This window comes from Vibrio japonicus (assembly GCF_024582835.1).
Classification (GTDB): Bacteria; Pseudomonadota; Gammaproteobacteria; order Enterobacterales; family Vibrionaceae; genus Vibrio; species Vibrio japonicus.
Genome location: NZ_CP102096.1, coordinates 1,902,534 through 1,925,599, shown reverse-complemented (window position 1 = coordinate 1,925,599; position 23,066 = coordinate 1,902,534). Strand labels below are relative to the sequence as shown.

General features: G+C 45.6%; 26 protein-coding genes. 20 read left to right on the top strand and 6 right to left on the bottom strand.

What is annotated here, in order from left to right:
• Positions 1 to 17: 17 nt before the first annotated feature.
• Together syd and NP165_RS09105 are read left to right on the top strand one after the other, a co-directional pair.
• Positions 18 to 563 carry a SecY-interacting protein gene (syd, locus tag NP165_RS09110; RefSeq protein ID WP_257083659.1) on the top strand — a complete coding sequence of 182 codons (546 nt, stop codon included), beginning with the start codon at positions 18 to 20 and terminating at the stop codon, positions 561 to 563.
• A 2-nt stretch (positions 564 to 565) separates the two neighbouring features.
• Positions 566 to 1,342: a Zn-ribbon-containing protein gene (locus NP165_RS09105; protein WP_257083658.1), complete on the top strand. Its 777-nt coding sequence runs from the start codon at positions 566 to 568 to the stop codon at positions 1,340 to 1,342.
• Positions 1,343 to 1,369: 27 nt separating this feature from the next.
• Here NP165_RS09105 and NP165_RS09100 read toward each other — a convergent pair whose 3' ends face one another.
• The 4 genes from NP165_RS09100 to NP165_RS09085 are packed head-to-tail and all read right to left on the bottom strand — an operon-like array spanning position 1,370 to position 3,738.
• The gene (locus NP165_RS09100; RefSeq protein WP_257085577.1) at positions 1,370 to 1,549 is read right to left on the bottom strand and encodes a DUF2897 family protein; all 180 of its coding nucleotides are present in this window, start codon (positions 1,547 to 1,549) and stop codon (positions 1,370 to 1,372) included.
• Between the two features lie 9 nt (positions 1,550 to 1,558).
• Complete coding sequence (locus NP165_RS09095; protein ID WP_257083657.1) at positions 1,559 to 2,233, bottom strand: M15 family metallopeptidase; 675 nt, start codon at positions 2,231 to 2,233, stop codon at positions 1,559 to 1,561.
• A 2-nt stretch (positions 2,234 to 2,235) separates the two neighbouring features.
• Positions 2,236 to 3,369 carry a succinyl-diaminopimelate desuccinylase gene (gene dapE / locus NP165_RS09090; protein ID WP_257083656.1) on the bottom strand — a complete coding sequence of 378 codons (1,134 nt, stop codon included), beginning with the start codon at positions 3,367 to 3,369 and terminating at the stop codon, positions 2,236 to 2,238.
• A 21-nt stretch (positions 3,370 to 3,390) separates the two neighbouring features.
• Entirely contained in the window at positions 3,391 to 3,738 is a 348-nt protein-coding gene (locus NP165_RS09085; protein WP_257083655.1) for an ArsC family reductase, read from the bottom strand.
• Positions 3,739 to 3,939: 201 nt separating this feature from the next.
• Here NP165_RS09085 and NP165_RS09080 point away from each other — a divergent pair, with 201 nt between their 5' ends.
• Positions 3,940 to 4,236, top strand: a complete 297-nt coding sequence (locus tag NP165_RS09080; protein ID WP_257083654.1) for a winged helix-turn-helix domain-containing protein — start codon at positions 3,940 to 3,942, stop codon at positions 4,234 to 4,236.
• 105 nt (positions 4,237 to 4,341) lie between these two features.
• Here NP165_RS09080 and NP165_RS09075 read toward each other — a convergent pair whose 3' ends face one another.
• Positions 4,342 to 4,689 carry a DUF2956 domain-containing protein gene (locus NP165_RS09075; RefSeq protein ID WP_257085576.1) on the bottom strand — a complete coding sequence of 116 codons (348 nt, stop codon included), beginning with the start codon at positions 4,687 to 4,689 and terminating at the stop codon, positions 4,342 to 4,344.
• A gap of 90 nt (positions 4,690 to 4,779) precedes the next feature.
• On the opposite strand from NP165_RS09075, the gene NP165_RS09070 reads away from it, so the two are divergent.
• A complete protein-coding gene (locus NP165_RS09070; protein ID WP_257083653.1) occupies positions 4,780 to 5,322 on the top strand; it encodes a TPR domain-containing protein in 543 nt (180 codons plus the stop codon).
• A 59-nt stretch (positions 5,323 to 5,381) separates the two neighbouring features.
• On the opposite strand, the gene nrfA is transcribed toward NP165_RS09070, so the two are convergent.
• Complete coding sequence (gene nrfA / locus NP165_RS09065; RefSeq protein WP_257083652.1) at positions 5,382 to 6,809, bottom strand: ammonia-forming nitrite reductase cytochrome c552 subunit; 1,428 nt, start codon at positions 6,807 to 6,809, stop codon at positions 5,382 to 5,384.
• Positions 6,810 to 7,303: 494 nt separating this feature from the next.
• Here nrfA and nrfB point away from each other — a divergent pair, with 494 nt between their 5' ends.
• From nrfB to NP165_RS08985, 16 genes are all read left to right on the top strand, one after another.
• Positions 7,304 to 7,891: a cytochrome c nitrite reductase pentaheme subunit gene (gene nrfB / locus NP165_RS09060; protein WP_257083651.1), complete on the top strand. Its 588-nt coding sequence runs from the start codon at positions 7,304 to 7,306 to the stop codon at positions 7,889 to 7,891.
• Position 7,892: 1 nt separating this feature from the next.
• Entirely contained in the window at positions 7,893 to 8,579 is a 687-nt protein-coding gene (gene nrfC / locus NP165_RS09055) for a cytochrome c nitrite reductase Fe-S protein (RefSeq protein ID WP_257083650.1), read from the top strand.
• Between the two features lie 2 nt (positions 8,580 to 8,581).
• Positions 8,582 to 9,553, top strand: a complete 972-nt coding sequence (nrfD, locus tag NP165_RS09050; protein WP_257083649.1) for a cytochrome c nitrite reductase subunit NrfD — start codon at positions 8,582 to 8,584, stop codon at positions 9,551 to 9,553.
• Positions 9,554 to 9,555: 2 nt separating this feature from the next.
• Positions 9,556 to 11,463 (top strand): heme lyase CcmF/NrfE family subunit, encoded by a 1,908-nt coding sequence (locus tag NP165_RS09045; protein ID WP_257083648.1) that lies wholly within the window; start codon positions 9,556 to 9,558, stop codon positions 11,461 to 11,463.
• Positions 11,441 to 11,980: a DsbE family thiol:disulfide interchange protein gene (locus NP165_RS09040; protein WP_257083647.1), complete on the top strand. Its 540-nt coding sequence runs from the start codon at positions 11,441 to 11,443 to the stop codon at positions 11,978 to 11,980. The genes NP165_RS09045 and NP165_RS09040 overlap by 23 nt, the downstream gene beginning before the upstream one ends.
• On the top strand, positions 11,977 to 12,417 hold the full coding sequence (locus NP165_RS09035; protein WP_257083646.1) for a cytochrome c-type biogenesis protein: 441 nt from the start codon (positions 11,977 to 11,979) through the stop codon (positions 12,415 to 12,417). Before NP165_RS09040 ends, NP165_RS09035 begins: the two co-directional genes overlap by 4 nt.
• 124 nt (positions 12,418 to 12,541) lie before the next feature.
• Complete coding sequence (locus NP165_RS09030; RefSeq protein ID WP_257083645.1) at positions 12,542 to 13,000, top strand: DUF2919 domain-containing protein; 459 nt, start codon at positions 12,542 to 12,544, stop codon at positions 12,998 to 13,000.
• Positions 13,001 to 13,140: 140 nt separating this feature from the next.
• Entirely contained in the window at positions 13,141 to 14,043 is a 903-nt protein-coding gene (locus NP165_RS09025; RefSeq protein ID WP_257083644.1) for a Dyp-type peroxidase, read from the top strand.
• Between the two features lie 116 nt (positions 14,044 to 14,159).
• Complete coding sequence (locus tag NP165_RS09020) at positions 14,160 to 15,293, top strand: flagellin (protein ID WP_257083643.1); 1,134 nt, start codon at positions 14,160 to 14,162, stop codon at positions 15,291 to 15,293.
• Positions 15,294 to 15,537: 244 nt separating this feature from the next.
• Complete coding sequence (locus NP165_RS09015) at positions 15,538 to 16,671, top strand: flagellin (RefSeq protein ID WP_257083642.1); 1,134 nt, start codon at positions 15,538 to 15,540, stop codon at positions 16,669 to 16,671.
• A gap of 257 nt (positions 16,672 to 16,928) precedes the next feature.
• Positions 16,929 to 18,062 carry a flagellin gene (locus NP165_RS09010; RefSeq protein WP_257083641.1) on the top strand — a complete coding sequence of 378 codons (1,134 nt, stop codon included), beginning with the start codon at positions 16,929 to 16,931 and terminating at the stop codon, positions 18,060 to 18,062.
• A gap of 71 nt (positions 18,063 to 18,133) precedes the next feature.
• Positions 18,134 to 18,562, top strand: coding sequence for a flagellar protein FlaG (gene flaG / locus NP165_RS09005; RefSeq protein WP_257083640.1), 429 nt, complete (start codon positions 18,134 to 18,136; stop codon positions 18,560 to 18,562).
• Between the two features lie 20 nt (positions 18,563 to 18,582).
• Positions 18,583 to 20,604, top strand: a complete 2,022-nt coding sequence (fliD, locus tag NP165_RS09000) for a flagellar filament capping protein FliD (RefSeq protein ID WP_257083639.1) — start codon at positions 18,583 to 18,585, stop codon at positions 20,602 to 20,604.
• A complete protein-coding gene (gene fliT, locus NP165_RS08995; protein WP_257083638.1) occupies positions 20,591 to 20,914 on the top strand; it encodes a flagellar protein FliT in 324 nt (107 codons plus the stop codon). The genes fliD and fliT overlap by 14 nt, the downstream gene beginning before the upstream one ends.
• Positions 20,915 to 20,928: 14 nt before the next feature.
• Positions 20,929 to 21,339 (top strand): flagellar export chaperone FliS, encoded by a 411-nt coding sequence (fliS, locus tag NP165_RS08990; RefSeq protein ID WP_257083637.1) that lies wholly within the window; start codon positions 20,929 to 20,931, stop codon positions 21,337 to 21,339.
• Positions 21,340 to 21,592: 253 nt separating this feature from the next.
• Positions 21,593 to 23,047, top strand: coding sequence for a sigma-54 dependent transcriptional regulator (locus tag NP165_RS08985; protein ID WP_257083636.1), 1,455 nt, complete (start codon positions 21,593 to 21,595; stop codon positions 23,045 to 23,047).
• Positions 23,048 to 23,066: the final 19 nt, after the last annotated feature.

Below are 23,066 nucleotides of genomic sequence, written 5' to 3'. Positions count from 1 at the left end.
CTCAATTGGAGAATCTAATGGCTGATAATGCCTTGCAAGCGTTGCTTTCATTCAGTGATAACTACAGACAGTCCCATCTAGACAAACATGGGCGCTTACCTACTAGCGAAGAATTGGTGGATCTTGTATCACCATGCGTAGAAGCCAAGCACGATGACTGTGTGGAATGGAAGGCGTACCCGCGAGAAACGCCAGCAGATTTTACCAATGTTGAAAATGGTATTGAGTTGACCCTGCATGATGATATCAAGACGTTTTATGGCTCACAGTACAGCGCTGATATGGACGCGACATGGAACGGGAACGAGCTGACATTATTGCAAGTGTGGAGTGATGATGACTTTGTTCGTTTACAGGAAAATATCTTGGGGCATTTGGTGACTCAGCGTCGTTTAAAGCTGAAACCTACAGTGTTTATTGCGGCGACGGATGCTGAGCTAGACGTGATCTCGATCTGTAACATAACGGGTAACGTAGTGCTGGAACGACTAGGCACTGATAAAAGGGATGTGTTGGCACAAGATGTTGCCGAGTTCCTGGCCAACTTAATCCCAGCGGTGTAATCATGTACGTAGTTGAACTTCAGTTTGAATGTTTTGATAACACCACCGTTTCTGCTGTTGATAAGGCGATTAACGGTTTAATGGATGCCCTGCGTTACAACGGTCAAGTGCTGGGAAGAGAGTTTCCTATCGTGATGGGAGACGGGGAGTTCTTTGTGCGAGCGGTTTGCCCTGAGCAAGAGAGCTTGCACCCTAAATATCACTCTGACTTTGTGAATGTGTGTATTGGCCGTTTAGCGGAAGCCTGCTTACTTGCGCCCAAAGTACGTTTGTTAGGTCGCGATTTAAACTCGGAAGCGTCTGCGGAAGAAGATACGCCGAGCTGGCAAGTTTTGTACACAACCTATGTGCATACATGTTCGCCGCTTCGAAGTGGTGAGTCGTTGCTACCCATCCCACTTTATCGAAATGGGCCAACACTGAATGGTGATCATAAAGCTGTGGTGAAGTGGCAAACAGAATGGCAAGCGTGTGATGAGATCCAAATGGCGGGTGCTTGTCGCGCAGAGCATGCGGCGCTTCACGAGATTTGTGATGCGGACAGTGTGCTATTTCGCCGTGGATGGGATTTGCGAGGACGCATCGAATACGTGACGAAAATACCCACTTACTATTATCAATATCGCGTTGGTGGTAAGAGTTTGGCTGACGAGAAAGCGCGTAAGTGTCCAAAATGTGGTGGAGAGTGGTTACTTGAAGAGCCATTGCACGACATCTTTCACTTCAAATGCGATGACTGCCGTATTGTCTCAAATATCTCTTGGGACCATATTAAGTAATCGGCCTCGCTGACAAAAGACCCGCATTTATCGCGGGTCTTTTTCGTTGGTTTCTTGTTCGTCAGACTCAGAGCTTTCTGGCCGATTTGGCTTTTTGTTCTTTAAGCCAAATTTCATTTTTGCTGTGTATTTTAACGCTGCAATGTTGCCGATAATAACGCTCAGAACAATCGCAATAATTACCCAAGGGTTAGTGAGCCATTCCATCATCTCCTCCTAACAAGAGATATTGGTGATAAACCGATTGTATATCGTTTCTAGCTCAGCCAGAACCACTTCTTTACCTAATAAGTCGCTGGATTCAATTTCATATCGCAAGTTATCGAGCGTGAGTTCAGTCAAGCAATGGTCTGCCGCCTTTTTATGGCTAATGTGCCAAGGTTCAAACGCGACACCGTCATTGTTTCCTTGATAGGGAAAGAAAAATCCAAAATCCGACAAGTGATCTTTCAACCATGTGTAAAAGTTGAGCTGGTGGCCAGATAAGTATTCCCAAGGTTCAAGTTGCAGAGTGACACCTTCTGGCAGGCTATTGCGATCAAACAGGTCGAAGTCCGTGCCCCAATGATGGCGGCTGCCTCCCGGAAGTGCTGACCAACGTAAAATCGCCATCACTTTTTCCTGATCGGAAAGAAGGCTGATGTCCAACGGTTGGCTCTCTTTATCCAGAACGGGCGCATCGCCAGACATTTTACGATTCCAAATAGACATCTGGCGGTCAAAATCACGAAAACCACTCGCGATGTTCAAGTTAAAACCCGCTTGGGTAGCGGCTTCTTTAAGAGCAAGCAAATCCGTCACGACTTTTGGATGAACAAGGAACGCTTTTTGCCCAAATAAAGTTTCCACCAAATGGGTGGAAACTTTGCCAGTAAGTTGCTCTGGAGTCATGATCACGCCAGTAGGTTCTCTAACGTTTTTTGATACATCTTGGTGAGCTTTTCAAGATCATCAATATTCACACATTCGTTCACTTTGTGAATGGTGGCGTTTACTGGGCCAAGTTCAACAACCTGACCGCCCATACGAGCGATAAATCGACCATCTGAAGTGCCACCTGTGGTAAGCAGAGCGGGTTTAGTTTGGTTAACCGAGTCAACGGCTTCTACCACCGCATCAAGCAGTGCACCAGTATCGGTTAAGAACGGGTCACCATTGAAAGTCCACTTAAGTTCGTAATCCAAATCATGCTTGTCGAGCGTTTCAGTCACACGTTTTACAATCGTGTCATTGTTAAGCTCGGTGCTAAAACGCAGGTTGAACTGGACGTTAAATTCACCTGGAATGACGTTGGATGCGCCAGTGCCTGCATGAACGTTCGGGATTTGGAAACTGGTCGGTGGAAAGTAATCATTTCCTTGATCCCACTCCGTTGTCGCCAACTCATGGATAGCAAGTAAGGACTGGTGAATTGGGTTTCTCGCCAAGTGAGGGTAGGCCACATGACCTTGCACGCCTTTTACTGTTAAATCACCAGTGATCGAACCACGGCGGCCGTTTTTCACTACGTCACCGACAACTTCCGTGCTTGAAGGCTCGCCAACAATACACATGTCGATGTTTTCACCGCGAGCCATCAGTGCCTCGACGACGCGCACCGTACCGTTGATGAATGGGCCTTCTTCATCGGATGTGATAAGAAAGCCAATTGAGCCTTTGTGGTCTGGGTTTTCTGCGATGAATTGTTCTACTGCGACAATCATACTCGCGAGTGAGCCTTTCATGTCTGCTGCGCCACGGCCGTGTAAGAATCCATCTTTAACCGTTGGTTCAAAAGGATGGGTATCCCACAGTTCCAGCTTACCAACGGGTACCACATCGGTGTGGCCTGCAAAAGCGAAAAGTGGCGCTTCGGTACCACGTCGTGCCCAGAAGTTTGTTGTGTCTTCAAACACCATCACTTCAATTTCAAAACCAAGCGCTTTTAGGCGTTCGATCATTGCATCTTGGCAGCCAGCATCTTCAGGTGTTACCGATTGGCGGCTGATTAAATATTTTGCGAGAGCCAGAGTTGGGCTATCTGTCATCCTTGAAATCCTTACGAAAAATTATGAAAAAATGGCGGCGTATTGGTCGGCTTTGAAACCTAGGTGGTAATCACCACCTGAAACAAGAATAGGGCGCTTGATCATCGCTGGCTGTTCAACCAGTAACTCAATCGCGTTGGCTTCATTCAGGTTGTCTTTTTGCTCTTGTGTTAGCTGACGATAAGTCGTACCGCGCTTGTTTAGAACGTTTTCCCACCCCAGTTGCTGACAAAATGTTTCCACCATTGCTTTGTCTACGCCTTGTTTACGGTAGTCATGAAACTGGTATTCGACACCTTCAGCTTCTAGCCATTTCTTTGCTTTTTTGATGGTGTCGCAGTTTGGGATGCCGTACATGGTGATTGTCATAGATAAACCTTAGAAAGTGACATTTTATTTATGTCTGCATCCTATCAGGAACTATGAAAAGTGACAAAAGTGCGATGAGGATATTTCCATTTACAAATAATTGCTGCTATGGCCGATGAGGATCGTAGAGTTATTGATCAAACGCAACACGCTGGCTTAGAAAACAGAAATAATGTCGTTAGAAATTTATAGGAGGTATCAATGGAATTGAGTCCTGTTTTTGCAAGGCGACTTTATCTAGCGTTACTCGTAGAGAGTTTAGAAAGACCAAATGTACCCAAACTGATTGAGAAAACAGGTTGGCCACGCCGCACAATTCAAGACGTCATAAAAGCGTTACCAGGTATCGGCATTGAGCTGATGTTTGTTCAAGATGGCCGTCGGCATAATGATGGCTATTATCAACTTTCTGACTGGGGACCATTTGATAGTCAGTGGGTTCTTGATAGAGAGTCTGATATTGCTGCGAGTTTAGGGTTTGATGCTCGAGTTATTTAGCTTTCGCTGATTGGGACCATTGTTAAAGTGCATAACGTATAAAATCGCGGCAAGGATATTGACGCGATTTTTTATGGCTTACTTTATCTGTGATGTATAAGCGGATTATTGAGTCTGCATGATATAAACGATGAAGCCGACCCAGCTTAGCGCTAACAGTGCCCAAGGCAAGATAGGAGCTTTCACACTTTCTGAATTTGAAGCCGCTGGTTCAGACGGCGTGCTTTCGATGCTTTGCTGTTCGGCACGCTTTTCTCTTTGTGCTTTTTTCTTCGCTTTATCTGCCAGACGCGCTTTCTCTTTTTGCTGCTTTTTATACAAAGCAATGCCTTTTTCAATGCCCTGGGCGATCAGTCTCGTTTGCTCTTTTGTTTGGCCTGGTCTTTGTGTCGCGTTGGCAATCTTCGTCGCTTCTTGCTGAGTTTCCTGGGATGGGACCACGTTTTTCTTCATCATGTGATAACTATTGCTGGATCAAAGATATGGTTATCCTACCACGTTATACTGCCTCCTTAATGATGAAATACCTCAGGGGCTCGCTTCATGAACAAAGTGGTGATGGTTGGCGTTGTTTTGGCTATGCCGATATTTCTTTGGTTGCGCGGTTCTCCGCCCGAAGAGTTGGTGCTAGAAAGTCAGGTATTGAGTCACGATCAGCAGATGTTAGAGATTCAAGGAAAACTCAAGCAAGACCCAAATCAAGCGGATTTGTGGTTCCAGCTAGGTCATGGGTATATCAACGAGCAGGACTTTACATCCGCGTTGACCTGCTTTGACTACGCGCTACGTTTAAGTGAACAGCCAACAGCCAGCCAATTGTCAGCGAAAGCGATGGTGTTGTATTACCTCAATAAGCAGCAAATGCTCCCAGCCGTGACTGAGCTTCTGGATCAAGCTTTGGCGTTGGATGAGAATAACCTTACGGCATTGTCCTTGATAGCCAGCGACCATTTTGTCAGTTCACGTTATCAGCAGGCGATTGAGGTTTGGACGCGGATGCTCGATTCTCAACACCAAGATTTAGACCGAGTATCGGTTATTCATTCATTGAACCAAGCGAAACAGCTGAGGTTAAATAGAACGTAAACCTGAACCAACAGAGACAAAAAAAACCGGCGATTTGCCGGTTTTTTACGTGAGTTTAATTAGTAGCTTGATTCACGAATTTTTGCTGCTTTTTCCCACTCAGGAACAACCGTTTCAAGGAAGTGTTTCTTCTCAGTATTCATACTGTCCATATCCATACCCAACGCTTGTTGTGCTTTCTCTTTGGTCGAGATGTCTGGCAATTCTACTGCTTCCGTAACGCCTTTAGTCGCTAATAGTCGAACCAGTTTAGTTCGCGCATCTGCCGCTCTGTCGACGGCTGTACCAAGTACTTCTAGTGCGACTTCAGGTGCATGCATGTGGATACCATGAGAAGCGATCGCGTAGTCCCAGCGCCATTGTGCGTGGCGGATGTCTTGGAGAATGTCAGCCATTTCAGCTTCAGTTGCTCCAGCATCCCAAGCCGCGCCAGCCTCAAAGTGAGCCGCAACGATTTGTTTTTCCGCCGTTAGCTTCATGTTGAGTACTTGAGCTTTGCGTGAAGAAACCACTTCACGAAGCTGGTCTTTCGACTGGGTATGGCAGTTGGCACACGTATCTTCGAAGCGGTCAAATGGATTGCCGATTTTATGGTCGGTATAAACAGTGCCATCTTCTTTGGTTACTTTCGGCATATGGCAATCAACACATACCACTTTGTTTTTACCGTGGATGCCGTCTCGCCATGTCTCGTAGCCAGGGTGCTGTGCTTTAAGCATTGGCGCTTTCGATACTTTGTGTGTCCAGTCGCTGAAGTTGAGTGCGTCGTAGTATTTTTCCATATCGTTTACGCTGGTACCCATATCCCAAGGGAACTTCACAGCCTTTGTTGGGCCAGTGAAGTAGTATTCCACGTGACATTGGCCACACACAGACGCTTGTTGATCCAAACGTGATTGTTTGTCAAAAGGTTTATTGATCGTTTGGAATGCTCGTTCGACGTATGGCTTAGCCAGAGCAAGCGCAGGCTCACCTTTTTTGAATGCTTCACTGCCAGTATCGTGACAGTCAGCACAGCCGATAGGGTTGGCAATTTGGTCACCTAAACGTGCCCATTTACCTTCGAAATAGCCATCTTCACCGCGCTCTTCAATCACGCGGCCAACATCAGGACTTTTACAGCTCCAACACGCCATTGGCATTGGGCCTGAGTTACCATCGGTTGGACCGCCAGTACGCAAAGTTTGTCGCACATCGTCAAGTGCATAAAAGTGGCCACGTGCTTTGTTGTAGTCTTTAGCAAAACCGTAACCCGCCCACATAATGACCATGTTTGGGTCTTCTGCGAGTGCATCTTCAATGTGTTTGCTTTCTGAGGTTGCCTTCCAAGAGTGATATTGATCTGGGTGGTCTTGCTCGTAAGCTTGGTTACGTGGGTCGATTAAGCCTTTTTCTTCTGACGCAGCTAAACTGCCGGCGCTCATTACTGAGCTCGCCAACAATAGTATTGCCGCTGCGGATTTTAGTATCCAGTGCAATTGTTTCACAGTGCTATCTCCATGATTCTGATTTTTATAAACAGCGTTGTGAACTGGCTATATCAAAATAAAGAATTGGAGAACTGTTATAAATTCTAATGAATATATTAGGACAAAATAAGAGGTGAGGAATCAATCATTGTTTTAGATCAAGTTAGAACTGTGACATGTGCCAAAGTTAATCTCGTATACCCCTAAAGAGGTATGCGACAAGCCAAAGGTTTAAGTGATTTTGCCTATTAATAATCAATTGTTTAATGAAAATGACCCTATTGTTACAAAGGTGATAGAGATCGATATTTAGACAGATTTATATACCTATTAAGAGCTATAGGAGTAATATATTTATTGTAGCGTTGTGGCTTATTCAAAATAAGAATTGATCTCATTTGGCACTATTTAAATTTGGTGTCAGAGGGTATTAATTTTTACCGGAATATTATGTTTATAGAGATAAATAACGTTTTTCGATAAATATAAATCCGGAATAAGGAAAGGATAATATGGGCAATATAAAGTTGGCCATAGTCATAATGCTGAAATCACTTCTTGCATTTTGCCTCTATGGTTATTCTCTTCATGCCGTTGCCGACACTTCAAGCTTGCAATCTGAAGGCCAAAACGCTCGCCATGAAGTCACTCTTATCCGTGACAAGGACTATAAATGCGTCCAGTGTCATAAGGATGCCAAAGAAACATTGCAGGGCTCTCATGGCGTAGATGCGCACAAGATCCTTGGTCGCGAAGTTAATTGCACCGAATGCCATAACAACATTGGTCCGGATCACCGTGAAGGTGCGCCTCTGGTAACGAAATACTCGAGCGCACAGTCGCAAAAGGGCACGGACAAGGTGTTTTTGGATCCAGCAGCAATACTCAAAGCGAACAGCCAGTGTACCGATTGTCATAAGCCGAAATATTTACGCGATGACAACTGGACGCACGATGTGCACGCAAAGAATCTGACCTGTTCTAATTGTCATGATGTTCACGGCAGCAAAACCAAAGTGCTGAGCTTAGATCGTAAAGCTCAGATCAAGCTGTGTGTGGATTGCCACTCTGACTTTAATCAAAGTAAGAAGGAGGAGTGAGATGAGTTGTTCTAGACGAAACTTTATCGCTGGTACTGGTGCGCTTATTTTTACGACCGGTGTAGCAGGTACGGCAATGCTGAATAGCCGTAAGACCCTTGCAAACGTCGAGCAAGTTGGTGAGAAACGTTACGGTATGATTCACGACGAGACCGCGTGTATTGGCTGTACCGCGTGTACCGATGCTTGTCGCGAAGTCAATAACGTTCCCGAAGGCGTATCGCGCTTAGAAATCATCCGTAGCGAGCCGCAGGGCGAATTTCCTGATGTTGATTACCGTTTTACTCGTAAGTCTTGCCAACATTGTGAAAACGCTCCTTGTGTTTATGTTTGCCCAACAGGCGCAGCATACAAAGATGAAGAAACCGGCATTATCGATGTCCATCAAGAGAAATGTGTGGGTTGTGGTTATTGCTTAGCGGCATGTCCTTATCAAATACGTTTCTTTAACCCTGAAAACAAATCTGCGGATAAATGTAACTTCTGCCGAGACACGAATCTTGCACAAGGTAAATTACCAGCCTGTGTCGAATCCTGTCCGACTAAAGCACTGACGTTTGGCGATCTCAATGATCCAGAGAGCGAAATCAATCGAGTGTTGAAAACGGAAGTGGTGTATCGCGACAAAGTACACTTAGGCACCAAGCCTAAGTTGTACAAAATTCCTCATCAGAAAGGGGAGGTGTAATCATGAACGGATTTGAAAGTGCATTCCACTTTGACTCTCTGGTTTGGGATTGGATCATTGCCATCTACCTATTTTTAGCCGGTATGTCTGCTGGCGCGGTGATGATCGGTATTTACCTTAAACGCAAAGTGATTGAAGGCGATCCTGCCAACAACGGCATTTTAAAAGCGGTCGCTTGGTTAGCGCCTTTCGGTATTATCGTTGGCTTGTTGATACTGGTGTTCCACTTAACCAAACCGCTCGAGTTTTGGAAGATCATGATTTACTACAATCCGGCGTCAGTGATGTCGATGGGTGTGGTGTTGTTCCAAGTTTATATGGCGGTGTTGTTTGTCTGGATTGGCGTGATTTTCCGTCATCCGATCATCAATTTCTGCGAAGGTAAACTGCCAGGTGGGCTGCTCAACTTTGTCGATACGTTTTTGCTCAAAGCAAAGAGTATCAACAACCCACTTGAGTTGTTCTTGGGCTTTTTGGCGATTGTGCTTGCCGCGTATACTGGCTTCTTGCTGTCCGCGTTGAAAACTTATCCGATGCTCAACAACCCAGTTCTGCCGATCTTATTCTTGTTCTCAAGTTTATCGTCTGGCGCTGCGGCGTGTTTGTTGTTTGGTATTTTGGTGTTCAAAGAGTCGGTAACCAGTCCGAGTGTCTCTTGGGTACACGGATTCGAGCGACCTGTTGTGCTGTTTGAGCTGTTTGTGTTGGTGACGTTTTTCACCGGACTTATCTTCAGCGGCGGCCAAAATGAAGTAGCGGCTTGGAACGCCATCGGCGGTGGTTTCTGGTCGAACTGGTTCTGGTTTGGCGTTGTGCTAGTGGGGATGCTATTGCCGCTGACACTCAATGCGGTTTCACCTAAAGCGGTACGTCATAACGGCGGTTATATCTTCGTCGTGACCATGTTGAGCCTATTTGGCGTATTGATGCTGCGTACCTTTATCCTTTACGCCGGACAAATGACGGTCGTATAGCTATGTTAGGGGAGTCAGGACTTTTCGCGTTGGTATTGATTGCGCTACTTAGCAGTTTGAGTTTTGCGCGTTATGGTTGGTGCCATTTCCAAGCCAAGAGTTCTGATTTTTCGCTAACGTCCATTTCAAGGCTGAATGCCGCATTGGCGGTGTTTAGCCTTGCTGTCTTAGCTGGTTTGTTTCTTGGCGACCAGTTCCAGTTCGCTTATGTTGCCGCGCATTCTAACTCAGCGTTGCCACCGTTTTTTAAATTTGCTGCGGTTTGGGGTGGGCATGAAGGATCGATGCTGTTTTGGGTGTTTACCCTATGTTTGTGGACTGGGTTGATATCGCTTCATTCTTTGCACCAGTCCCGTTATTTTCAAAACGTATTGTGGGTGATGAGTGGTTTTGTTGCCGCTTTTGCTTGGTTCACCCTTTTGGCTTCCAACCCGTTTGCCTATTCCGAATTGTTTGTTTCGGAAGGGCGAGATCTAAATCCGATGCTGCAAGATATCGGGCTTATCTTTCATCCACCTTTGCTCTATCTCGGCTATATCGGTTTTTCTACGGTTTTGGCGTTCGCGTTGGCTGCGTTGTTAGAGAAAGAGTACAACCATCGATGGGTGGAATATTGTCGAACATGGGTGATTTCGGCGTGGATGCTACTCACGCTAGGGATTTTGATAGGCTCTTGGTGGGCGTATAACGAGCTAGGTTGGGGCGGCTGGTGGTTCTGGGATCCAGTAGAAAATGCGTCCCTGCTACCTTGGCTGACAGGCAGCGCGTTGTTGCATTCACTGGTCGCTTCTGCGCGTCATCAGCAACTGAAACTTTGGTCGTTGAGCTTAGCCCTAGTCACGTTTTGTTTAAGCATTCTCGGGACGTTTATCGTTCGCTCAGGCGTGTTGACGTCGGTGCATGCATTCGCCGTTGACCCAACCAAGGGCGTTGCGTTGTTGGCTATCTTGGCCGTCACGCTATTGTGTTCGTTCATTTTGCTGTTTAAACACGCTGATGGGATTAAAAGTGCTCGGTTTACCGCTATTGTGAGTCGTGGTTACGCTATTTTTCTCGCCACTGGTTTGTTTGGTGTGGCGACGTTTACCGTCTTTCTCGGCACTTTTTACCCGATGATTTACGAGTTGATCGGTTTAGGCGCGATTTCTGTTGGCGCACCGTATTTCAATACCTTGATGTTGCCTTTGACCATTGGCGCACTGCTACTTATGGGTTCTGTGCCGTACTTGAAATGGCGTAAAGGTTCAGTTGTATCCCCACGAGTTTTTTTATTCGCTTTGTTGGTTTTTCTCTCAGCTGGTATCGGTTGTTATCTGTGGCAGGTCGAAGATTGGCAACTTGTTGTGGCGCTGGTCTGGGGGGGGGCAGCTTGGGTGGTGGGCTCTCATTTACATTTGGTGTGGCGCTACCGCCGCTTCAGTTTTATGGCGTTGGCGCATATTGGTATCGCCATTTTATGTGTTGGCGCGGTGATGAACGGTTATCACTCCTACGAACTTAATCGAAAAATGGCACCAGAGACGAGCGTAAATATCGATAATTTCCGCGCTGAGTACCAAGAGACACTCTGGTATGTCGGGCCAAATTATACCGCGGAGCAAGCAAGTATCCGCTTTCACTTCGATGATGGCCAGACGTTTGTCGTCAAACCAGAGCGCCGTCATTACCAAGTTCGGGTAATGAACATGAGCGAGCCTGCGATTTATTCAACTTGGCACGGTGATTACTATGTCACACTTGGCGCAAAGGTCGATAGCCAGTCCTACGCGGTCAAAATACAATACCGAGCTTATATCCTGTGGATTTGGTTTGGTGCTTTGTTAACCATTTTTGGCGCAGTATTGCCACTGTTGAAACAGGCCTCTTTGCTGACAACGAGAACAACGCATGGCGCTATTCAAGAATCGTAACGTATTTATATTCATTTTGTTGGTTGTCGGTTTCATCGGTTTTCTTCTCGCAGGACTGCAATCAGAATCAAACGGCAATCGTAGCCAAACGGTAGTTCGTACTTTCCCTGCTGTTCCAACGGTGCTATTGAATGGTCAGTCGATAGAGAGCGCAAGCTTACTCTTGGGCAATGACTACCAGTTGGTGAATGTTTGGGCGTCATGGTGTGGTATCTGTCAATCTGAGCATCCGTATTTGATGACTCTCGCGCAGCGCGGTGTACCAGTAATCGGTCTGAACTATCGTGACCAGCCGTTGGCGGCGAACGGGTATTTAAATAACTCAGGTAACCCATACGATAACGTAATCTATGATCCTAAAGGGCAGCTGGGTATCGAGCTTGGTGTAATAGGGACACCAGAAACCTATCTGGTCAGCCGCAATGGAGAGGTGGTTTACAAGCATTTCGGTAGGCTGACGGAAAAAGCGTGGAACAAGAATTTTGCCCGTTACTTTGAGCAGGATGTAACACTATGATTCGAGCTATGTGTTTGCTTATCCTTTCCTTGCTGAGTTCACAGGTTTTTGCTCAGTCGAGCCAAAACCAGATGTTTATTGCGCCTGATAGCGAATTGGAACGCCAAGTTGAATTGTTTGAGTTTGAAACGCCTCAGCGACAAAAAACGGCAATTGAACTCGCCAAGTCTTTACGCTGTCCGCAGTGTCAAAATCAGAATTTGGTTGAGTCAAATTCGCCGCTGGCAAAGGATTTACGCTTGATTGTGTTTCAGAAGATCAATAGCGGTGAAAGTGAACAGCAAGTGATTGATTTTATGACTGCACGATATGGTGAATTTGTGTTGTACAAACCAAGTTTCACTTGGAAGAACGCGTTACTGTGGGGATTGCCTATCCTTCTGCTTGCGACGTTTTTATTTGCGTCATCCAAATCCGTTGTGAAAACAGGACGATAGAAGGTTTTCTGTGCGATATTGCTCTCTTCTTCATCGATTAGTCCTTGTCTAATAAAATACTATTCGTATTTTCTGTTCATTCAGTTACATTGAAACACATTGAATTTGATGGTTGTGGCAGTAAGTGCGGTATTCTCTCGAACAATATGACAAGCATGGCTTTTTAAAATCGCCTAAATGGTTATGGCTGGGTTGGCTATTTATGGCGAAGGCGTGGGTCGTGTTTGTTGTCGCGGGTGCAAGCCGAGAGAGTGGCAGCAAGATCCTCAATATCGTCTATCCTGATCACTCTATGCTTTATCTTGGTTTGGCTATGGGCATTCCGAGTATCGCGTTAATGTGGCTTGTGAGTTTACGCAGCCCAGATAGACATTGGGTAAACAGGATTGTTAGCTGGGGTAAGGCGATCACGTTGCTCACAGTTATCAGTCAGTTTGGCCAAACCTTGTACCATGTGTATCTTGAGCACGGTGCATTTAGTTGGGCGAATGGTAGCACTATGGTCGCTTTGCTTTGGTTTGGCATCTATGTGCTGCAAAGCAAAAGTGTTAGCGATAGCTTAAAAACGCCAGCTTCGACTTGAACGCCGGCTTGATGACGACCATCAAACTATTTAAATACGGTCTGGTTACAATAAGTCACTCAAGCCTATATAAGTAAACGCTCTGCATAAGTTAAAGAGCCTTCACTTATATAGACTGGTATACAATGTGAGGAACAATAATGTCTAACCCTCAAAGTGCAATTCTTCCAGAAGCGGGTCCATTCGCTCAGTACACACTATTAAAAATTACGCAAAACCCTCAGGCTGTTTTAGAGCAGTTACAAGCGTTGCCAACGTTGGTCGAGGAGCTCAATCAAACTCAGAGTGGTGCGGCGTTAACGCTTTCTGTTGCGTTCACCAAATCGTTCTGGAGTCAGTTGAATGTTGACATGCCAGCAGAACTTATCGACTTTCCTGTTTTAGGTGAGGGCGATATTACTGCGCCAAGTACAGATGTTGATGTGCTTATTCATTGCCATTCGAACCGACAAGACCTGCATTTTTACTTGCTGCGCAAGTTTATGTCGCTTGTTGTAGACAATGCGGAAATCGTGGATGAAACCAATTCGTATCGTTTTTTGGATGCGCGTGATATGACCGACTTCATTGATGGTACTGAAAATCCTAAGGACGCTCAGAGAGAAGAAGTGGCGATCATTCCTGGTGGCGAATTCGCGGGTGGTAGCTACGTGATGGTTCAGCGCTTTATTCATAATTTACCTGCCTGGAACCGTCTGAGTGTAGCGGCGCAAGAAAAGGTTATTGGCCGTACTAAACCTGATTCTATCGAGCTAGATGACGTTCCGGCTGCTTCACACGTTGGTCGCGTTGATATTAAAGAAGAAGGCAAAGGTCTTAAAATTGTTCGTCATAGCCTGCCGTATGGTAGCGTCTCAGGTGAGCATGGTTTGCTGTTTATTGCTTACTGCAACACGTTACACAACTTTAAAGCGATGCTAGAAAGCATGTATGGCGTTACGGATGGCAAAACAGACCAGTTGCTTCGCTTTACTAAAGCGGTAACGGGGGCGTATTTCTTTGCGCCGTCAGCCGATATGCTGCAAAGCCTTCAGCTGAAGTAATCGAAAAAATTTAGCTTTAAGCCGAGCCACTGAGCTCGGCTTTTTGTATTTTTCACTAAAGAAATTGAGCGGTGGCCGATACACAAGTTAACCCACAAAAAGGAAATCGCTGAGTTATGGCTATTACTGTGAATACCAATGTTGCTGCAATGACAGCGCAACGTCATTTGACGAGTGCGACCGATTTGCTCAATCAATCTTTGGAGCGTTTGGCTTCCGGGAGTCGTATTAACAGTGCCAAAGACGACGCGGCCGGATTACAAATTTCCAATCGCTTAGAATCGCAAATGCGAGGGCTAGATGTGGCGGTAAGAAATGCCAATGATGGGATTTCGATTATGCAAACGGCTGAGGGTGCGATGAAAGAAACCACCAACCTTCTTCAGCGGATGCGTGATCTTTCGCTGCAGTCCTCTAATGGTTCAAACAGCCAAGCAGAGCGCAATGCACTTCAGGAAGAAATGTCGGCGTTAAACGACGAATTGAATCGAATTGCCGAAACTACGTCGTTTGGTGGCCGAAAATTACTTAACGGTTCGTTTGCCTCTTCTTCGTTTCAAATTGGTGCAGGTTCAGGTGAAGCGGTACAAGTCTCACTCAAGAACATGCGTTCAGATAGCATAGAAATGGGTGGTTTCAGTTACATAGCGTCAGCAAAAGCGGGCGACAGCTGGCAGGTTGAGCAGGGTAACCACATCCTCAATATGCAATACACCAACGCGCAAGGTCAGCAAGAGAACATCCAAATCAAAGCTAAAGAGGGTGATGATATCGAGGAGCTTGCGACTTACATTAATGGACAGACAGACAAAGTCTCTGCTTCTGTTAATGAGCATGGGCAGCTTCAACTCTTTATGGCCGGCAATGAAACCTCTGGGACGGTGAGCTTCTCAGGTAGCTTGGCGGATCAGCTTCAAATGAGTTTGGCTGGTTACGAAGCCGTCGATAATGTAGACATTAGTGACGTTGGTGGTGCGCAAAGAGCCGTATCAGTGATTGATACCGCGCTAAAATATGTGGATAGCCACCGCGCTGAGCTTGGAGCTAAGCAAAACCGTTTCACTCACGCCATTAACAATCTTGAAAACGTACATGAGAACTTAGCGGCGTCAAACAGTCGAATTAAAGATACTGACTACGCTAAGGAAACCACGCAAATGGTGAAGCAACAGATCCTTCAGCAAGTGAGTACGTCGATACTGGCGCAAGCCAAGCAGCAGCCCAATTTGGCGATAACCTTGCTGGGATAATTCTCAAAAAAGAGAATGTTATCGACAAGAGTTCTTATAGCTTTAGCAAAATTTTTACTTTTTTATCGCTTTTTTCCAGTTCGTCACGCTTTCTTCCCCAAATAGACTTTTTTCAAAAAAAACTTAAAAAAATCCTCAAGGTTTTCAGAACTAAGCCGTTAATAAAAGTAACTTTGAGAGAACTACTTGGTTTTCCGAGACGTCGGAAACCGGAACCATCGGAAAATCAATTGGAGAGATCACCATGGCAGTAAATGTAAACACTAACGTATCAGCAATGACAGCTCAGCGTCATCTAAACAACGCAACTAGCGCACAACAAACTTCGATGGAGCGTCTATCGTCGGGTTCTAAAATCAACAGCGCTAAAGACGATGCAGCGGGTCTACAAATTTCTAACCGTTTGAACGTACAAAGTCGCGGTCTAGATGTGGCTGTACGTAACGCAAACGACGGTATCTCTATCGCGCAAACCGCTGAAGGGGCGATGAACGAGACAACGAACATCCTACAACGTATGCGTGACCTATCGCTACAATCTGCAAACGGTTCAAACTCTAAGTCAGAACGCGTTGCGATTCAGGAAGAAGTGACGGCTCTTAATGATGAGCTAAACCGTATCGCTGAAACAACGTCTTTCGGTGGTAACAAGCTTCTTAACGGCACGTTCCAAACTAAATCAATGCAGATTGGTGCGGACAACGGTGAAGCGGTAATGCTTACGCTGAAAAACATGCGTTCAGATGATGCAGCAATGGGTGGTTCTAGCTACGTTGCTGCAAACGCGAAAGATGCAAATTGGACAGTGTCTGACACTGCGAAAGATCTAAGCATCTCGTTTACTGATACAGATGGTGTTGCTCAGACTGTAAACATCTCGGCTAAAGCTGGCGATGACATCGAAGAACTAGCAACGTACATCAACGGTCAAACAGATATGGTAAAAGCATCTGTAGACGAAGACGGTAAACTGCAAGTATTCGCTGGTAATGACAAAGTAGATGGCGCAGTAACATTCGGTGGTGGTCTAGGCGGTGAGCTAACCATGGGAACGGCTCAGGCTGTAACGGTAGACACAATTGATGTGACTTCAGTTGGTGGTGCTCAAGAATCAGTCGCTATCATTGATGCGGCATTGAAAAATGTAGATAGTCACCGTGCTGAACTGGGTGCATTCCAAAACCGATTCAACCACGCTATCAACAACTTAGATAACATCAACGAAAACGTGAATGCATCTAAGAGCCGAATCAAAGATACAGACTTCGCGAAAGAAACAACAGCGATGACTAAGTCTCAGATTCTATCGCAAGCTTCAAGCTCTATTCTTGCTCAAGCGAAGCAAGCACCAAACGCGGCACTTAGCCTACTTGGCTAATCCCCATTAACGCGATTGAAAAATCCAGCTTCGGCTGGATTTTTTATTGCCGCTTTTCTGCTTTTTTGCCTAAAACTAAAGTGTGATTCCAATCTGGATCACACTTTTTTGCTTTTTATTATCGATTTCCTAATAAAGTCATTTTTTTTCTAAAGCTTAAGTGTACTTCGCCGTTAAAGGACTGAGAGAAATGAGATGTGCTGAAGTGAGGTGAGAGACACTGAGGCACATCGCCCTAATGCCTAAGGAGATCGAATATGGCAATTAACGTAAACACTAATGTGTCTGCGATGACTGCTCAGCGCCACCTAAATGGTGCGGCTGAGAATATGCAGAAGTCTATGGAGCGCCTGTCATCAGGTTACAAAATCAACAGCGCACGTGATGATGCCGCAGGCCTGCAAATCTCGAATCGCTTAACTTCGCAAAGCCGTGGTCTAGATATGGCGGTGAAGAATGCAAACGATGGTATCTCTATCGCTCAGACCGCAGAAGGCGCGATGAACGAAAGTACCAACATTCTTCAGCGTATGCGTGACTTGGCGTTGCAATCTTCGAATGGCTCTAACTCAAAATCAGAGCGTATTGCTATTCAGGAAGAAGTGACTGCACTAAACGACGAGTTAAACCGTATCGCAGAAACGACCTCGTTTGGTGGTAACAAACTACTTAATGGTCAATTTGGAAGTCAATCATTCCAAATTGGTGCCAGTTCGGGTGAAGCCGTTAAGCTAAGCATGGGCAACATGCGTTCTGATACCGAAGACATGGGTGGTAAAGCTTATGTTGCTGCAACGGGTAAAGCGGCTGACTGGACAGTTGACGCGGGTACTACTGATATCACCCTAGGATACACAGACGTTCACGGCGACGCTCAGAACATCACTATCAACGCGAAAGCGGGTGATGACATCGAACAGCTGGCGACTTACATCAACGGTCAAAACGACGACGTAAAAGCGTCTGTGAGCGAAGACGGTAAGATGCAACTGTTTGCTGCGAGCAATAAAGTGGCTGGAGATGTCACCATCGGCGGTGGTTTAGGTACTGACCTTGGTTTTGCTGCTCCTGAAAGTAAAACTGTTGCGGACGTTGATGTAACAACTGTTGCGGGTTCTCAAATGGCGGTATCGATTATTGATGGCGCGTTAAAGAATGTCGACAGCCAGCGTGCAGAGCTAGGTGCGTTCCAAAACCGTTTTGGTCACGCGATCAACAACCTAGATAACATCAACGAGAACGTAAACGCATCACGCAGCCGTATCTTAGACACTGACTTTGCGAAAGAAACAACAGCAATGACTAAGTCACAGATCCTACAGCAGGCGAGTACTTCGATTCTAGCGCAAGCTAAACAGTCTCCATCGGCAGCACTTAGCCTCTTGGGTTAATCGATAGGCTCAGCAGGATCTTATTGCTAGCAACTTTGTGTTGTTGACCTGAAGGTGGAGGGGAGATTGTTATGGAAATACCATCCTACGCATCGAACATCCAGCCTTACGGCTCAGAAAGTGGCACTAAATTTGCTTCAAAAAATGATGGAGCGCAGCTCGTTTCCTTATCAAAGGAACCGCAGGTAAGCGAAAAGATAAGTCAGCAGGCTATCGAGTCTTTTGAAAGAGTTGTCGAAGCGACGAAAGAGCGTGAAGAACTCAATAAGGAAGAAAGGCAGCGGCTGGTGGAACAGATGAATAATTTTATCTCTTCTATCAACAAGGGCTTATCATTTCGGATTGATGAAGAGTCCGGCAAGGATGTCGTGACTATTTATGAAGCGGATACTGGCGATATCATACGCCAGATTCCTGATGAGGAAATGTTAGAGGTTCTGCGCCGCCTGAGGGAACAAACAGCCCGGTATTCATCGGGGCTGGTGAACCAAACGGTGTAATCGTATTTTGAGGTGATTGAATGAGTTTTGGCCCGATAGGGATGAATACTGGCATGGATATCAATTCCATGGTGAGCAAAGTTGTTGATTCGGAGCGTGTGCCTAAGCAGCAGCGTATCGACAACGAGCGAGCCAAAATTGAATCTAGTTTCAGTGCCTATGGTCGACTCAGAGAGTCGCTGGATACAATGAAAAACTTGATGACGAATTTTCGTCAAGAGAAAGCATTCGCTGCCAGAAAAGTTGACACAACTAACGACAGCGTTGTATCTGCGACCGCAACCACTGATGCCATCGCTGGCCGCTATGCTATCGATGTGTTGCAGCTTGCCCAAAGCCATAAAATTGCATCCGATGTCCTACCAGAAGATGCGAAGTTTGGTCCGGGTAAGCTGCAGATTTCGCTCGGCAGCAAAAAGTTCACAGTGGATGTTTCATCCAATTCAAAATTGATTGATGTTGTTCGCGGCATCAATGGCAGTAAATCCAATCCCGGAGTGCGTGCATCGGTTATCAACGACACAGCAGGCCCTCGTCTTATTGTCGCCTCGAATTTATCTGGGGAAGACAACAGCGTATCGATCACGACAGACGCTAAATCAGGTGATGCGCTTAAACAGCTTGAATATAAAACCTTGGAGCAGCGTGTTAAAGATCTCGAAAGAGCGCGTGCAGAGGCTCAAGAACTGTTAGCACCGTTGACCGATCAAGAGAGAGACATTGCCGATAAGATTGCACAGCGCAATATTGAAGCGGCAAAAGTTGTCGATCAGGAAATTGCCGATACGTCTAAGCAAGCTGCTATTCAAGCCGATCCCAATGCCGCTAAAGAAGCAACACCTGGTAACGAATTATCCAATCAGGCTGCGACAGCCGCTGCGCAAGCTGGGATTAACGCCAATAAATACATCAAACCAGAAGACAGAATTCCCGGCTGGACAGAAACTGCGTCCGGAACTTTGCTCGATTCATATTGGGAACCGGAACCAGAGCTGGATGCAAAAGCGCTCGACAAATCAGGCGACGTTCCGGGGTGGAACAATACCGCGTCAGGCACGTTGACAGACTCCTATGTCACACCAAAAGAAGCACAAGCCAAACTGGAAGCGGAACAAGCAAAGATAGAGCAGAAGCTTGCGCAAGATAAAGCGGAACTTGATAGAAAAGTCGCGTCTGGTGAATTGTCCCCCGAGCAAGCCAAAGCATTGGAAAGGGCAAAACTGCCGAAGGAAGAAAGAGAGTATTTAGAGCGAGTTGACCGAGCTCAACAAGATCTAAAAGCCGCCCAAGCCTCCTTTGATACTTACAACGGAATGATCCAAGTACAAGCGGCTCAGGATTCTAAAGTCATGTTGGATGGCGTTGCCCAGCTATCGAGTAACAATAACATTATCGAAGATGCGATTGACGGTGTCGATTTAACCTTGAAAGGCCGCACAGAGCCGGGCAAAGCGGTTTCAGAAATTGATATCGAGTATGACAGGGAAGGGGTACGCGAAGATATCGAGCGATTCGTTGCCGCCTATAACCAGTTCTACCAACTCTCTAAAGAGCTGGGTGGTGTTGACCCGCGTACAGGTGCAGCGGGACCATTATCAGGTGACAGTATCGTCCGTAATGCCGACTCTCGTTTGAAAGCGGTGTTTTCAAACGCGATTGCAGATGCTCCCGAGGATCTCAAAACGCTCACTGAATTCGGTATTACCACGACACGTCAGGGTAATTTAGAGATCAACTACAATATGCTTGATCGACAGTTGAATAATAACTTCAACAAGCTAGAAGACTTTTTTGGTGGAAACAATGGTTTCGCTAAAAAGGTCGAGGATGCCATTCAAGGGCTGACAGGGGTTACAGGTGCAATCCGAACTCGTGAACGAAGCATGATCGATCAAAACTATAAATTGCAGGACGACCAAACGGCATTGGATCGCCGCATGGACAACTTGGAAAAACGGACTCACGCCAAATTTTCAGCAATGCAGGACGCAACAAGTAAAATGCAATCTCAACTCGCAGGGATGATGAATGCACTTACATAGTGAGTTTGAGCGCTATCTGACTAATCTAGGTGATCTAAATCACAATATGAAGGGCTGTTTAGCCTCAGAAGAACTCAATACTGAAGAAATTGCACGCTTGGTCGATACAAGGGAACAGTTATTGCTAAAGCTACTGCAGTTAATTAGACAAGATGCTCAGCTTGTGGACTCTGAAGGATGGCAAAATGCCATTCACGAAACACAAGTGATTACTGAGCTGATGCAGAATAAGACCAGTGAAATCGCTCTGTCGCTTAGAAAGTATCAACAAGGTAAGCGTTCTGTTCAGCAATATAAAAAATTTATTTAAAAAGAGGTTTATTTATGCGTGGTTCATTACAGGCTTACAAGAAGGTATCAGTTGATAGCCAACTCAGTGCGGCCTCCCCGCATAAAGTCGTTCAGATGCTCATGGCTGGCGCTATTGAACGCTTGATCCAAGGCAAAGCGGCGATGGCGCAAGGCAATATTCCGGTAAAAGGTGAACGTTTAGGTAAAGCGTTAGATATAATTATCAGTCTACGCAGTTGTTTATCTATGGATGATGGCGGCGAAATTGCTCAAAATTTAGATCAATTATACGAATTTATGATCACTCAAATTGCAGAAGCTAACCACAAAAACAACCCTCAACCGCTTGATGACGTGATAGAAATCATTCGTGAAATCAAGTCTGCGTGGGACCAAATACCTGCTGAATTTCATAGTTTGACGGCAGCGGATGTTGGTATTTAACACCAATAAATAGTCGTTATATTGCATTATTAGTCAAACTTTCCCCAACTGGTTTTGGGTAAATATCACACCTGCTGATTGCTTGGTTGCCATATTTTTATAATCAAATAGAATAGACGCCACTAACTAGCCTAGTGGCTTCTTTTGTTGCTGAAAAATTATCCATTATTTTTCTTTTGATCTTTTGATTAAAAACTTCGAAATAAATATTTAACAGCCACACTTAAATATAAAAAGGCAAATAATCTCACCTATGCAGGGTTTAGCTAAAATACTTGTGATTGAAGATGATGCACAAGCGCGTATCAATCTCAGTAATATATTAGAATTTGTTGGAGAACCGTGTGAAGCCATCAGTTCAGATCAGTTTGGCGATGTTAACTGGTCAGCACTATGGGCAGGTTGTATCGTAGGTTCGCTCGCAGACAATGAGCTACCTGCTAAGATATCCAGCGCCAACCATATTCCCTTGCTCATTGCAGGTAAGCGCACTTATTCAGTTGATGAACTCACGCACTACGTGGGTGAATTGGAATACCCTCTTAATTACCCGCAGTTAAGTGAAGCCATTCGTCATTGTAAAGACTTCCTAGGTCGAAAAGGAAGCAATGTCGTTCTTTCTGAACGCAAGAATACGCTTTTTCGCAGCTTAGTTGGACAAAGTTCGGGTATAAAAGAGGTAAGACACCTCATCGAACAGGTGTCTGGTACAGAAGCGAACGTATTGATTTTGGGTGAGTCTGGCACGGGTAAAGAGGTTGTTGCGCGTAATATTCACTACCATTCGTCGCGTCGTAATGGACCATTCGTACCGATCAACTGTGGCGCGATTCCTCCAGATTTGCTTGAAAGCGAACTATTTGGCCATGAAAAGGGTGCGTTTACAGGTGCAATTACCGCTCGTAAAGGCCGCTTTGAGTTAGCAGAAGGTGGCACACTTTTCTTGGATGAAATCGGTGATATGCCGATGCCGATGCAAGTTAAGTTATTACGCGTACTTCAAGAACGTTGTTTTGAGCGAGTGGGCGGTAATACTACGATTCAAGCAAATGTTCGTATTATTGCGGCAACCCATCGCGATCTTGATTCGATGATCAATGAAAATTCGTTCCGTGAAGACCTTTATTACCGATTGAACGTTTTTCCTATCGAAATGCCAGCGCTACGAGATCGTAAAGAAGATACGCCTCTTTTGCTTAAAGAGTTAATGACTCGTATGGAAGCAGAAGGAGCCCAACCGATCTGTTTTACACCGAGAGCCATTAATTCATTAATGGAACACGATTGGCCGGGTAATGTTCGTGAACTCGCTAACCTTGTGGAGAGAATGATTATTCTCTATCCAAATAGCTTGGTCGATGTAAACCATCTTCCGACAAAATATCGTTATAGCGATATTCCAGAGTTCCAACCTGGTTTTAATGACACTCAGACGATCGAAGAGCAAGAGCGTGATGCTTTCTTTGATATCTTTTCAGAAGATTTTAGTTTGGAGTCTGCCGATCCGTTCTTTGATGAAGAGATCGCGCCGCAACATTTACCGCCTGAAGGTATGAACCTGAAAGAGGTGTTGGCCGATCTGGAAGTCAATATGATCAATCAAGCGTTAGAAGCGCAAGGTGGCGTTGTCGCCAGAGCTGCGGACATGCTGGGTATGCGAAGAACGACTCTTGTAGAGAAGATGCGCAAGTACAATTTGCAGCGGTAACGGCACTGTCAAAAAACTG